The sequence below is a fragment of the Bradyrhizobium sp. JR4.1 genome, assembly GCF_040548605.1.
Lineage (GTDB): Bacteria > Pseudomonadota > Alphaproteobacteria > Rhizobiales > Xanthobacteraceae > Bradyrhizobium > Bradyrhizobium canariense.
The window spans coordinates 42,380-55,479 of record NZ_JBEPRY010000020.1 but is presented as its reverse complement, the minus strand read 5'-3'; the positions used below and the strand labels follow the sequence as shown (position 1 = coordinate 55,479).

13 protein-coding genes are annotated in these 13,100 nt (G+C 63.8%); 6 read left to right on the top strand and 7 right to left on the bottom strand.

Going from position 1 to position 13,100, the window contains the following annotated elements; translation table 11 throughout:
- Positions 1-528 precede the first annotated feature (528 nt).
- From ABIB90_RS30355 to ABIB90_RS30340, 4 genes are all read right to left on the bottom strand, one after another.
- Positions 529-1,206 carry an SNARE-associated domain-containing protein gene (locus ABIB90_RS30355; protein WP_007596452.1) on the bottom strand — a complete coding sequence of 226 codons (678 nt, stop codon included), beginning with the start codon at positions 1,204-1,206 and terminating at the stop codon, positions 529-531.
- Between the two features lie 54 nt (positions 1,207-1,260).
- Entirely contained in the window at positions 1,261-1,743 is a 483-nt protein-coding gene (gene greA / locus ABIB90_RS30350; protein ID WP_354167897.1) for a transcription elongation factor GreA, read from the bottom strand.
- Positions 1,744-1,783: 40 nt separating this feature from the next.
- The gene (locus ABIB90_RS30345) at positions 1,784-2,299 is read right to left on the bottom strand and encodes a hypothetical protein (protein WP_007596461.1); all 516 of its coding nucleotides are present in this window, start codon (positions 2,297-2,299) and stop codon (positions 1,784-1,786) included.
- 150 nt (positions 2,300-2,449) lie between these two features.
- Positions 2,450-2,788, bottom strand: coding sequence for a hypothetical protein (locus tag ABIB90_RS30340; RefSeq protein WP_007596462.1), 339 nt, complete (start codon positions 2,786-2,788; stop codon positions 2,450-2,452).
- 254 nt (positions 2,789-3,042) lie between these two features.
- Here ABIB90_RS30340 and ABIB90_RS30335 point away from each other — a divergent pair, with 254 nt between their 5' ends.
- The 4 genes from ABIB90_RS30335 (at position 3,043) to ABIB90_RS30320 (ending at position 7,588) form a co-directional block, all read left to right on the top strand.
- Positions 3,043-3,276 carry a DUF3551 domain-containing protein gene (locus ABIB90_RS30335; protein ID WP_007596464.1) on the top strand — a complete coding sequence of 78 codons (234 nt, stop codon included), beginning with the start codon at positions 3,043-3,045 and terminating at the stop codon, positions 3,274-3,276.
- 324 nt (positions 3,277-3,600) lie between these two features.
- Positions 3,601-5,136: a peroxidase family protein gene (locus ABIB90_RS30330; RefSeq protein ID WP_354201918.1), complete on the top strand. Its 1,536-nt coding sequence runs from the start codon at positions 3,601-3,603 to the stop codon at positions 5,134-5,136.
- Between the two features lie 261 nt (positions 5,137-5,397).
- Complete coding sequence (locus tag ABIB90_RS30325) at positions 5,398-6,999, top strand: tetratricopeptide repeat protein (RefSeq protein WP_354201917.1); 1,602 nt, start codon at positions 5,398-5,400, stop codon at positions 6,997-6,999.
- A 22-nt stretch (positions 7,000-7,021) separates the two neighbouring features.
- Positions 7,022-7,588: a hypothetical protein gene (locus ABIB90_RS30320; protein ID WP_007596470.1), complete on the top strand. Its 567-nt coding sequence runs from the start codon at positions 7,022-7,024 to the stop codon at positions 7,586-7,588.
- Positions 7,589-7,633: 45 nt separating this feature from the next.
- Here ABIB90_RS30320 and ABIB90_RS30315 read toward each other — a convergent pair whose 3' ends face one another.
- Complete coding sequence (locus ABIB90_RS30315; RefSeq protein ID WP_354201969.1) at positions 7,634-8,152, bottom strand: hypothetical protein; 519 nt, start codon at positions 8,150-8,152, stop codon at positions 7,634-7,636.
- 181 nt (positions 8,153-8,333) lie between these two features.
- Positions 8,334-9,881 carry an acetolactate synthase large subunit gene (locus tag ABIB90_RS30310; protein WP_007596473.1) on the bottom strand — a complete coding sequence of 516 codons (1,548 nt, stop codon included), beginning with the start codon at positions 9,879-9,881 and terminating at the stop codon, positions 8,334-8,336.
- A gap of 264 nt (positions 9,882-10,145) precedes the next feature.
- On the opposite strand from ABIB90_RS30310, the gene ABIB90_RS30305 reads away from it, so the two are divergent.
- Positions 10,146-10,724 carry a L,D-transpeptidase gene (locus tag ABIB90_RS30305; RefSeq protein ID WP_219683059.1) on the top strand — a complete coding sequence of 193 codons (579 nt, stop codon included), beginning with the start codon at positions 10,146-10,148 and terminating at the stop codon, positions 10,722-10,724.
- Positions 10,725-10,793: 69 nt separating this feature from the next.
- Positions 10,794-11,609: a DUF2927 domain-containing protein gene (locus ABIB90_RS30300; protein WP_007596475.1), complete on the top strand. Its 816-nt coding sequence runs from the start codon at positions 10,794-10,796 to the stop codon at positions 11,607-11,609.
- A 112-nt stretch (positions 11,610-11,721) separates the two neighbouring features.
- Here the strand turns inward: ABIB90_RS30300 and ABIB90_RS30295 are convergent, their stop codons facing one another.
- Positions 11,722-12,849, bottom strand: a complete 1,128-nt coding sequence (locus tag ABIB90_RS30295; protein ID WP_354201916.1) for a threonine synthase — start codon at positions 12,847-12,849, stop codon at positions 11,722-11,724.
- Between the last annotated feature and the right edge of the window lie 251 nt (positions 12,850-13,100).

Sequence of the window (13,100 nt, the reverse complement as noted above, 5' to 3'; positions counted from 1 at the left end):
AGGGCCATAACCCTCATCAACTAAAGGATTTTTTATATCTCAACTATGGCCGGATTTGGTTAGCTAAGGCCTACCGATTGTGGTTCACACGGGAGAGGTCCAAGGTTCGATCCCTTGTGCGCCCACCATCCACCTTCCTGAACCCTGCTGATTGTGGACCTATCGTCGACACACAGTGGCGTGTCGGGACCGTCTCAATCACAAAATGTCGAAAACAACCCCATGCACAGTAGCCGGCATCAGTCGGATCAATGGGTTACAACCATGCTATTTTTCCGAAATCGGATTTGACTCGTCGGCCAAAACACCGGCATGATGGCATCGTCGCGGTGGCCTGAGCGGGAGTATTGGGCCATCGCCCTTGGGGCACTAGCTCTTTGTTTTGCGCATGATCTCCCCTCGTCATTGCGAGCGTAGCGAAGCAATCCAGAGTCTTTCCGCGGAGACAGACTGGATTGCTTCGCTGCGCTCGCAATGACGGAGCAAGGGGTGAGACCGCGCCGGCTGACGCGCACGCCTCCTCGAGCTTCAAGCCGCCCGCGCCGGCCGCCAAGCCGCGTAAAGACCGACCAGGGTTCCGATGGCAACCAGTGCTGCGGCCAGCAGCAGCTGCAATTCCCCGTCGTCGGTGGTGCCTACGGACGACACAAGTCTGCTCACGACGACGAACAGAACGCCCACGGAGGCTGCTGCCCCCACGCCGAGATAAGCGAGTTCGCGCGTCAGGTTGCGGCCGAGGAGTCCGAGCGCCGTGAAATACATCGCGCAGGCGTTGGGATGAACGAACAGGGCAATGCGCGCGTAAGGGCCGTAGGCGTCGAGGAGGGACTCACAGCGGTTCAGTGCCGCCTTTGAGGCAACCCGCTGCAACAGCGGTCTGAAAAAGCGAGCCTGTCCGTAACTCAGGACGGCGCCCGCGATGATGGCCAACCACGCCACGATGAAGACGGGGACGTCCGCGGGCTTCGGATTGAGCGCTACGGACATCAGGATAAGAGCGGTTCCGGGAAAATAGCCAAAATACGGGAAGACCGACTCGAGTAGCACGCAGACGAATATGAAGACCGGAAACCACGACGAACCGGTTGCATCCTGGACGACGGCGTTCAAGTCGAACAGATCAGTCTTGTACAGGACGAGGTACATGCACATGGCCAATCCGGCCAGCGCGTAAAACGGCAACGCCCCCGACAGAAACCGCCTCATCCAGCTATCGCGCTTGGTTGCGCGGACACAGCGGAAACCATCGATAAACGCCCCCTACCCAATCGACAAAATCTCGATCTCCTGCGCACCCGATCCCACGACATCTCCGACCGCCTTCCCCATCAACGACTTTGCCACCGGCGCCACGAACGAGATCGTGCCGGCCTTGGGATCGGCTTCGTCCTCGCCGACGATGCGATAGGTTTGCACGCGGCCATCGGCGCGGCTGAAGGTCACCGTGCTGCCGAAGGCGACGACCTCGGTCGAGGCCGGGGCGGGAACGACCTGCGCCGTGCGCAGCCGTTCGGTGAGATAGCGGGCGTCACGCAAGGGCACTGCCGATTGCCGGCGCTTTTCGTTGACGTCTTCGATGGCTTGCGCAGCTTCATAGGCTTCGCGCGCGTCCTGAAGCTGCCTTTGCAACGCCTGCAGGCCTGCTTCCGTCACGAGGTTTGGATGCGGCGAGATCGGCCGATCCGGCAACAGCGTCTCGGCGGCGGTTTCCGCGCTCTCTTCTTTGGTAAAGGCAACGCTCAAGTCGAAATTCCTGTCGAACTGTTCGGGCTCATGGCCAGGATCATATCTCAAGTTCGACGAAACGGCGCAGCTTGAAGACGATGTCCGGCATGGCCTGGCGGAACCGCGTGGCATCCCGGAATGTGGTCGAGAACGGCGCGAAGGTGATCATCGCATTCCAGTGCCTGTAACCGTAGACCGTGACGGAGGCACCGGTCGCCGGAAAATTCTCCAGCTTGCGCAGCTCGCCCAGGACGAGATCGGCGATCGCTTCAGCAGGCAGCAACTGCTTGCCATCAGGCGTCGTCGCGATCTTCGCGGGCGGCTCGACCGGCTTCGCGGCAGCCGCCGCCGCACCGGGCGCGTTCTCGGAATTGTTCTCTGGGTTGTTCTCGGCCTTGGCCGGCGGCGTATCGGCGGCGGGCGGCTCGGCCAGCTCAAATCCGTTCGTCGGCGCTGTCGGCGGCGGAACCTCGATGAGCGGCGGCGGCACAATACTGTCTGCGGCGCGCCTGTTGCCTCCCAGGATGCTGCTGATCATGGCCACGAGGCCAGCATCCTTCACGTCGTCACTCATTACTCCCCCTAGGCTTCGGCCTACTCTAGCACCGCTCGCGCGGACCGCCACTGGGGATGTATGGCCGGATTCCGCCCGGCCAAGGTCCTATTTTGACGCGATGGCACCGGCGGTGCGATGCCCGATCACGCCGCGCCGCCGTGCGATCCGTCACTGCTTATCGAACGGAATGTATTGCTGGTACTGCTTGGGCACCGAGCTGCGGTAGCGCGCGGGCACCGTGCCGCTGTCGACCGAGTGATCGATCTCCTGCTGCCGCGTCATCTTCTTCTTCGCCGGCTTTTTCGACGCACTCTTTTTGGAGTCGGTCGGCTGGCTGGAAGCGTCATTGGTTGCGCCCGGCGCGGTCGTCGTCGCTGCCGGCGCGGCGGTTGTCGTCGCAGGCGCCGCGGTTCCGGCGGCGGCTGGTGCGCCCTGCGCCAACGCGAGCGGTGTCTGCATGAGAAGCGCCAGCGCTGCTGTCGCAGCCAGCAAGTATGATTTCTGCATTAGAACCTCCAAAATACCTGATCCGAATAAGGCAAGCGTAGTTCTCCGGGATCGACGCGTGCAAGTCCGTTCACGATAGGCTCGAACCCCACCGTGAACTGTGGCCGAGATCACATTGCCGGCGGCAGGCTGCGTCATGATGTGCCTTGTCGCGAACGCAAGGCATTCTGGCGACACCAACACAGGCATGACTGCGCAACAGACGAGCCAGGCTCGCTGACATTCCCACCCACTCGCTCTCGAAGGAGACTGACATGCGTCGCACCATCCTCACTCTCGCATCGCTCGCGGCCCTGCTCGCCGTAGCATCCCCGGCCGCCCAGGCACATCCTGCGAACGATCGATATTGCATCCAGGGCCGCTCGTGGGGTTACCCCGGCAATTGCCAGTTCGCCAGCTATCAGCAGTGCCTCGCCACCGCCTCCGGCACATCGTCTTATTGCGGCATCAACCCGCGCTACGCGTTCTCGCAGCAGCGCGACTACTGACGAATTGGCGGCGTGCGCGCATGACGCGCGCGCCGCCACAATTTCTACGTGAAGCCGATCCGCTTCGCCGACGCCCCGGCGAATTGAAACTGTGCGAAGCCGCCTGCGTCCGTCGATGACGAGAATGTTATCCGTCATCGCCACGGAGAAATTCACGATGCGCAGCCGCGGCTTGCGGGCAAGGCGCACCTTCCGAAAATTTCGATGCCGGGCAATTGTGATCCATCTCGCTCGTGGCAGGCGTGATCGCGCCTAGGCTGCAAACCCCAGCGCGAGAAACTTTAGCCCGATCTGTTTCATTCGACTTTTCAGGAAGGTGTTTCAATGAGCAGCCGCCACGCAATTGTTCCGCGCGGTCTGAACGCAACGCGTTCGCCGCTTTCGCAAGGCCGCTTCGGCCGCATGTTCCGCAAGCTCGCACCGGCCAACTTCGGCCCGAACGATTCCGGCACGATCGCAAACCTGTCGGCGCTCGCCGACAAGATGATCGCCGGCTTCGACGGGCCGAAGGACGGGCCGGACGCGGAAGAGAGCGGCATTCCTTCGCTCTACACTTATTTCGGCCAGTTCGTCGATCACGACATCACCTTCGATCCGGTCAGCTCTCTGACCAAGCAGCAGGATCCCGACGGGCTCGTCGATTTCCGCACGCCGTCGCTCGACATGGACAATGTCTACGGCCGCGGTCCGAACGACCAGCCCTACATGTATGACGGCATCAAATTCCGGCTCGGCGAGAAGGTCACCGGCGCCGGCGTGCCCGATGCCGTCGACCTGCCGCGCTTCAAGGGCCGCGCGCTGATCGGCGATCCCCGCAACGACGAGAACAGCATCGTCTCGCAATTCCAGGCCTTGATGCTGCGCTTTCACAACCGCATGGTCGACGACAATGACAGCCTGTCGTTCGAAGACGTGCAGCAGCGCGTTCGATTCCACTATCAGTATGTCGTGCTGAACGACTTCCTGCCGCGCATCGTCCACGCCAGCGTGCTGGACGAGCTGAAGACCGCGGGTCACTACGACCGCAGCAAGCTCGCTTACTACCATTGGAAGACCTATCCGTTCATGCCGGTCGAGTTCTCGGTCGCGGCCTACCGGCTCGGGCACTCCATGATCCGCCCCGGCTACCGGCTGAACGACGCGGCCAACATGCTGCTGCAGATCTTCCCCGATCCCAACAATCCCGACCAAAACGCACTGACCGGCTTCCGTGCGATGGGACCGGGACGCGCCATGGATTGGGGCCGCTTCATCGATCTCGACACGCGCCCCTACGGCGTCGAGGACGACGACACCAATCCCGACAACAAGAGGCGGCTGCAGTTCGCCTATCGCATCGATGCCTCGCTGGTGGACCCGCTGCGCAAGCTGCCCCCGGAAGTCGCCTCCAATCCGGCGTCGCTGGCGCTACGCAATCTCGAGCGCAGCTGGCGGCTCGGACTGCCGTCGGGCCAGGCCGTCGCCAGGGCGATGAACCTGACGCCGCTGAGCGACGACGAGATCATCATCGGCAAGGCCGTCGACGAGCCCGGCGCGGGCGATCCGCAAGTCAAGATCGCGAGCATCGCGAACGGCGTGTTCGCCGGCAACTGCCCGCTGTGGGCTTACATCCTGGCCGAGGCGCGGCAAAACGCGACGGACATGGCGATCCCCGCTACCGGCGGGCCCGCCACGGTCAGGACACCGCAGCTCGGACCGGTCGGCGGTCGCATCGTCGCCGAGGTCTTCCTCGGCATGATGTTCGGAGACAATTCCTCCGTGCTGTCGCTCGACCCGCAATGGACGCCGGTGACCGGCTCCGGCTTCGCGTTGAAGGACCTCGTCGCCTACGCGCTCGGCCAGGGCGATCCGCTGCATTGAGCGGGTGACGGACGATGATGCAAGGCCGCTCGTCGTGCGAGCGGCCTTGTGGCCCACTCGCCTCGACGGGCGGGCGGATGGATCCTGGCAGGCGTGCTTCCCTAACGCAAATCTGTCCGCTTCCTGTTGACTCGCATCTCGAATGGAGAAATCCTTTAGCAACAATTGCCATTGCCAATCTCAGCAATACGAACTTCGGCGCCCTCGGTTTTATCGGCGCCATCTGACCAGATTTATTCTGAACAGAAAACGGAGGGGCCGATGCGCGCGCTCGCCTTGAGAACCGTCTCACTTCTCGCCCTCGCTGCCCTAGGCTCGATTTCCGGCACGCCTGCCGCACGCGCGGAGGACGGGACCGATGAGCAATTTGGCAAGGTGCACTTCCAGACCTCCTGCAACGAGGTGGCGCAGCGCCGCTTCGATCGCGGGATGCGTTATCAGCACTCGTTCTGGTACCGGCCCGCAAAGGAAATTTTCGAGGAGACGCTGCAGGCCGATCCGGAATGCGCGATCGCCTATTGGGGCATTGCCCTGAGCCTGCTGTACAATCCGCATTTTGCCGCGCCGAAGGAAAACCTCACCGCAGGTCTCGCCGCGCTGCAGAAGGCCAAGGCACTCGGCGTTAAGAGCGAACGCGAACGTGACTATATCGACGCGCTGCTGGCCTTCTATTCGGGCGACGAAAAGACGACGTTTGGCCAGCGCGCGCAGTCCTATCTCAAGGCAACCGAAGCCGTCGCCGCGCGCTATCCCGATGATGACGAGGCGCAGATCGCCTACGCCATCACGCTGAATGTCACGGCGTCACCAAACGACAAGACCTATGCCAACCAGCTCAAGGGCGCTGCTATCCTGGAGCCGATCTTCAAGCGCCAGCCGCGGCATCCCGGCGTCGCGCATTACCTGATCCACCTCTACGACTATCCGGCGATTGCAGAACGAGGTCTCGACGCTGCCAAGCGCTATTCCGAGATCGCGCCGGCGGCACCGCACGCCTTGCATATGCCGTCGCACATTTTCACGCGCGTCGGCTACTGGAACGAATCCATCGACGCCAATAGCCGCTCCGCCAAGGCTGCCAAGGAGGGCAAGGACCCCAGCGAGCAGCTGCATGCCGACGACTATATGGTCTACGCCCTGCTCCAGCTTGCGCAGGACAGCCGAGCCCGCGACGTCATCGCGGACATGGTTGCGACGACGGGGTATGCGCCGGCCGTCCGCGCCGGTCCCTACGCGATAGCGGCCAGCCAGGCGCGCTATATGGTCGAGCGCGGCGATTGGCAGGGCGCTGCCGCGCTTAAGGTCGAGCCGAGCCGGTTCGCCTATGTCGATGCGATCACCTATTTTGCCCGTGCCCTTGGCGCTGCGCGCTCCGACAATGCAGACGCAGCAACGGCGGACATCGCCAAGCTGGCGGAGTTGCGGGACAAGCTGCAGCAAGACAAGGACGCCTATTGGGCCGAGATCGTCGACATTCAGCGGCAGGTCGCCACAGCCTGGCAGCTCAATGCCCAGGGAAAACAGGAGGACGCGTTGGAAGCGATGCGCCTTGCCGCCGATGCCGAAGACAAGACCGAAAAATCCATCGTGACGCCGGGTCCGCTTGCTCCCGCACGCGAGCTTTACGGGACCATGCTGCTCGAACGCGGCATGGCGACGGAGGCATTGGTCGCGTTCGAAAGCACCATGCGCAAGGAGCCGAACCGATTTGGCGCGACGATCGGCGCCGCTCACGCGGCCGAGAAAGCGGGGGATGCTGTGAAGGCCCGCCAGTACTACGCGAAGATCGTCGAAACGGCGAGAAATGGCGACTCGTCGCGAGAAGACCTCGCGGCCGCTCGAAAGTTGATGGCTCAGAATTAGCAAAGGTGCCGCGTCAGCTTCCATGCGCCTGACAAGCAAATTCGTTGCAATCAGCGCAGCCACTGCGCTGCTCTGCGCAGCCGCAGCGCTCTGGATATCGCGATCCGGCGAACCGGCACGCGCAACAGCGGCCTCCGGCGAGGTCCGCCCGGTGTGGACGGAAATCGACTGGCCTTTCGGCGCGGATCCCTGGGGGAAAGGAAAGGCGTTTCGCTGCAAGGCCGAAGATTGCGGCGGCGAGGTCCTGCTCTACGTTCGCCCCAAGCTCGGCTTTTGCAATTGCGCCACCGGCGTTGCCGACGACGGCGACCTCGAACAGATGGGCGACCTGGCGCTGATTGGGAAGGCAACGCCGACGGCTGCCGGCCGAGAGATCGTCGTCGGTCCAATGCGCGGCCGCAGCCGGGCCTATCGCGTCGAGGGGACCCCCAAGGCAGCCCTCTCACTCGCCTTCAATCAACGCTGCGACATGGTCGCCGCGACGGCTTTGCTCGCACCGGGCGCGACCGCGTCACTGGAGCCGGCGGTGCTGTCATTCCTCAATAGCGACCGCATGCTGAAATGGGCCGAGATCGCGCTTGGGTTATGACCCGACCCAATAGCCGAATTGAAGGCGACAATCTCGGCACGCGCCTTACCGCGCCGTCCCGAGGCCAACCTCCTCCAGCCGCGTCGCGAACCAGCGCGACAGTGGCTGATCGAGGACACCGCTGACATAGACTTCCGAGATCGTCACATTGTCCTTGTCCAGCACCAGCAGCACGCCGATCCAAAAGGCGAACCAGACATGCGCATCGGTCAGCGCCATCAGCTTGTGCTGGTCGTGGTCGAGCGCGGTGTGATTGCTCGCCTTGCGGATCTCCACCGTGAGCAAATTGTTCGGGATCTCGCGCTGATGCACGACGACGTCAGGATAGATCGACTTGCCCAGGTGATCATCGGTCGAGATGATGGTGCCGTGCGGCAGATGCAGCGTGCGTTCGCCGAGCCGGTCGTAGTTGCAATCGACCGACCAGCCGGAGAATTGCTTCTCCAGATACACGGCGAAGCGGTGCGTGATGGCACGCTCGCCGATGTCCTTCGCGAACAGGAAGGCTTCGTGGGCGTAGAAATCCCGGAGCGCCGCGATCACCTTGTTCAGCTCGGTCTGCATCTTGCCCCCCGGCTCATCACGCGCATTCCGATGCGCCGTCACCGGACCCTCATGGTGAGGAGCGCGGAACGCGCGTCTCGAACCATGAAGGCCCGTATCCCGCCTGTCACCATCCTTCGAGACGCCCGCGCACGCGGGCTCCTCAGGATGAGGCCGGAATTCGCGGCGCGATCGACCAGACCTACATCTGGACTTCGATCAGCCGCGGTCCGGGCTCGGCGACGGCTTCGGCCAGCGCCTTGTTGAATTCGTCCGCGTTGGTGACGGCGCGGCCGGGGACGCCCATGCCCTTGGCCAGCGCCACGAAATCCAGCGTCGGCCGGTCGAGCCGCAGCATGTCGTTGGCGCGCTGGCCGGGCTCGCCGGCGCCGACATTGTCGAACTCGCCGCGCAGGATCTGGTAGATGCGATTGGCGAACACGATGGTGACGATGTTGAGATTTTCGCGCGCCTGCGTCCACAGCGACTGGATCGTGTACATCGCGCTGCCGTCGCCGACCATGCAGATCACCTTGCGGTCCGGGCAGGCGATCGCGGCACCGATCGAGAGCGGCGTCGAGAAGCCGATCGAGCCGCCCATGTTCTGGAGCCAGTCGTGCGGAGCAGCCGCCGCCGTCGGCGGGAAGAAGGCGCGGCCGGTGGTGAGGGATTCGTCGACCAGGATTGCGTTCTCGGGAATCGCATAGGCGATCGACTGGGCGATCGAGGCGTGGGTCAGTGCGCCGGTCGGCTTGAGCAGTTCGGCCGAAGCCTGCGGCTTGACGTCCTTCGCGCTGGCCTTCACCGCGCCGGCGAGCGCTTCCAGCGCTGCGACCGAATTCTCACCCCAGGAGGTCATGCGATGCACGTCGCAGCCCTCGGGCTTGAGGATGCTCGGCTTGTTCGGATAGGCGAAGAACGCCACGGGATCGTCGGACTCGACCAGCACGATGTGACGGAACCTCGCCAGCATCTGCAGCGCGTTGTCGATCACGTAGTGGATGCGATCGATCGAGAAGCGGCCGCGGCCGCGCGCCATTCTCGGACGGAAGGTCGGGCCCATCACGGTGCAGCCGGTCCTGGCGGCGATGCGCTCGGCCAGCGCCAGGCCCTGCTCGCTCAGCGCACTGCCGGTCATCAGCAGCAGCGTGCCCTCGCCGTCGCCGTGCAGGATTTTTGCGGCCTGCTCGACCGCCTGCGGCGAATAGCTCGCGCGCTGCTGCTCGGCCGGAACCTCGGCGATGCCGTCCGCTTCGTTCCAGGCGGTGTCGGCGGGCAAGATCAGGGTCGCGATCTGCGGCGGCGCGCTCTTGGCGGCGGCGATCGCCGCGGCGCCGTCGGCGGCGACCGATTTGGAGTCGGGCGAGGTGCGGACCCAGGACGACATCGGCCGGGCCAGGCCCTCGATGTCGGAGGTCAGCGGCGCGTTGTAGCCGATGTGGTAGACGGCATGCTGGCCGACGATGTTGACGATGCCGGAATTCGCCTTCTTGGCGTTGTGCAGATTGGCAAGGCCGTTGGCGAGGCCGGGACCGAGATGCAGCAGCGTCGAGGCCGGCGTGCCCTTCATGCGGAAATAGCCGTCGGCGGCGCCGGTCACCACGCCTTCGAACAGGCCGAGCACGCAACGCATGCCGGGCACGCGGTCGAGCGCTGCGACAAAATGCATCTCGGAGGTGCCGGGGTTGGAGAAGCAGACGTCGACCCCGCCCTTGACCATCGTCCGCACCAGACTTTCCGCACCGTTCATCCGTCAGCTCCCGCAACCGGCAATGTTCCAACAATCCGTCCGATCAATCATTGTTCGCTCGTCTCGTCAAAGCAATAGCCGGCATCGCCGCCCTGCCCCGCGCAGCGATGCGCCGGTTTGACTAACGTTTTCTTCCAACTGGCGCGGTTGCCGATTTGGTAACTTCCTTCATTAAGGATGCCTCCCTCACGGGGCCGTGGCTTGCGGAAAGCCCGCAAATATGGCCTGTAACTTCAGTTGAATCGATTTTTTGCTGGGGGAACAATGATCCGGTATTTTGCCGCGCCGATTGCCGCCATCGCACTGCTGACGGCTACCGCCGGCGGCGCCTTCGCCGAGGAGTTCGACTCGCGCGACATCATGGGCGGCGGCCCGAATTTCTTCCGCGGCGGCTCGAGCCCGGTCCCCCGCACCACCGTCATGTACAACGGCAATTACGCCCCCGGCACGATCGTGGTGAACACCTCGGAGCGCCGGCTCTATCTGGTGCTCCAGAACGGCCAGGCCCTGCGCTACGGCATCGGTGTCGGCCGCGACGGCTTCCGCTGGGGCGGCGTGCACAGGATCACCGCCAAGAAGGAATGGCCGGACTGGACGCCGCCGTCGCAGATGCTGGCCCGCCGGCCGGACCTGCCGCGTCACATGAAGGGCGGCGTCGAGAATCCGCTCGGTGCGCGCGCGATGTATCTGGGCTCGACGCTCTACCGCATCCACGGCTCCAACGAGCCGGAGACGATCGGCCAGGCGGTGTCCTCGGGCTGCTTCCGCATGACCAACGACGACGTCACCGACCTCTACGGCCGCGTCGGAGTCGGCACCACCGTGGTCGTGCTGAACAACTAGCAGGAACCGACGGGCGCGTGGATATGCGGTCTTGTGCGCGCGACGCGAATACGGCAGCGTCGCTTGGCAATGAGCGCATTAGCCCCGCCTTCGTCCGGCTTTCGCATCGCCCTGCTGGCGCTCGCCACCGTCGCGTTTGCCCCTGACACCGCTACCATCGCCGTCGCGGGGGAATTGCCCGCGATCGTCTCGCGTCAGCGCGCCGAGAAGAAGAGCTTTACCGACGGCGAGATCGTCGATGGCTTTCTGAAGACGGCGTTCGGCGCCGAATATCACCTTGCCGGCCGTGTCGACCGCATCCGCAAGTTTGACGGGCCGGTGCGCGTGTTCGCCGAGAGCGACCGCGCCGACCGCAAGGCGCAGCTCGCAAAAGTCGTGGCCGACATCGGCAAGCACGTGCAGCATCTCGACATCGCCATGATCGACAGCAGCGAGGCGGCGAATGTGCGGGTGAAGCTCGTGCGCGACCGCGATCTGTTCCGCACCATCTCGAGCTTCTACGGTGCGGAGAAGGCCCGCGAGATCCGCACCTCGCTCGATCCGCAATGCCTGTCAGGCTTCCGCAAGAACGACAATTTCGAGATCGAGCATTCCGACGTCATCCTCACCGTGGACAACGGCGATTTCACCTTCCTCGACTGCGCCTATGAGGAGCTGCTGCAATCGCTCGGCCCGATCAACGACACCGCGAGCGTGCCCTGGACCATGTTCAACGACAACGTCTCGATGGGCTATTTCGACGTCTACGACCAGTACATCCTGAACCTGCTCTACGATCCCCGCATCAAGGCCGGCATGACCGTACAGGAGGTCAAGGCGGCGCTGCCCGACGTGCTCGCCGATGTGCGCGTGTGGGTGAGGCGTGTCAACGATCTGAAGGAGTAATCAGTCTCATCTCTACCCGTCATTGCGAGCGCAGCGAAGCAATCCAGACTGTCCGCGGAAAGATTCTGGATTGCTTCGCTGCGCTCGCAATGACGGATGAAGCGTATCGTCCCTACTGCACAAGATCGGCAACGATGGTCGCGGCCTTGAGGCCGGTGCCGGTGAGGACCGCGACCGTGGTCTCGTTCGCCTTGATGGCACCGGCGACGGATAGTTTGTCCAGCGCGGCGGCGGCACTTGCGCTGGTCGGCTCGGCGAACAGGCCCTGCCGCGCAAGACGCCGCAGCGCGGCGACGATCTCGTCCTCGGTGAGCGCTACGGTGCCGCCGCCGCTCTCGCGCAACGCGGCGATGATCTCGCGCAGGCGCAGGGGATGCTTGATCGCGGTACCTTCGGCGATGGTCTTGCTGACCTCACGCGCGACAGGGGTGTCGACGCCGGCCTTGAAGCTTGCATCGATCGGCGAGCAATTGAGCGGCTGCGCCGCAAACAGGCGCGGCAGCCTGGTGATCTGACCGGCTTTCAAAAGCTCGCGGAAACCAAAGGCGCAACCCAAAAGGCTGCTGCCGGCGCCGACGGGAACGATGACGTTGTCGGGGGCGCGAAAGCCGAGATCTTCCCAGATCTCGTAGGCGAGCGACTTGGTGCCTTCGAGAAAGAACGGCTGCCAATTGTGGCTGGCATAGAAGGTTTGGCTCGACTGCTGGATGGCCTCGGCCTCCGATTCCTCGCGCGGGCCCTCGACGAGCTGCACCGCCGCGCCATAGGCGCGGACCTGCGCGATCTTGGCCGGTGACGTCGATGCAGGCGCGAGAATCTTCACGCGCATGCCGCCGGCGGCACCTAACCCCGCCATCGACGAGCCGCCATTGCCGGACGAGTCCTCCAGAATGGCGTCGACGCCAATCTGCCGAAGAAAGGACAGCATCACGGCGGAGCCGCGGTCCTTGAAGCTGCCGGTCGGGTTGAACCATTCGAGCTTGAAGAACGGGCGCAGTTCGCCCCAGGCCTGCTGCACCAGTGGTGTGCAGCCTTCGCCGAGCGTGATCGGAGTTTTGATCTCGACCGGGAGCGCCGCCCGGTAGCGCCAGAGTGAGCGCGCCCGGCTGTCAATGTCCTCGCGCGAGATCCCCGTCCCCGGCGTCACCAGCAGCGGCGTGCGCTCGTCCGAACACCAGCGCGGCCGGTCCAGCGGATAGAGCTTTCCGTTGCGAGGGTCGATGTAGGCGGCGGCGGGCATGGCGGTCTCCAAGGAAGGCGATACGGCAAAGGCGATCTGTACGTTTGGTTTGATGACACGTTTTGTCCGGAAACTCGACGCCCGCCGTACCATCCGTGCACGCCCCCTTGAAAGCACGAAAAATATAATTACTTCATAGACTTACAGCGATCTCACCGGGGTCGGCCCGTGCGGTAGCGTGGCTCTCACGCAGCCCCTGCTGGCTCGGTGATGATGGGGATTTGGCCGCAAGCCGCCTGCCCTGCGCAGCA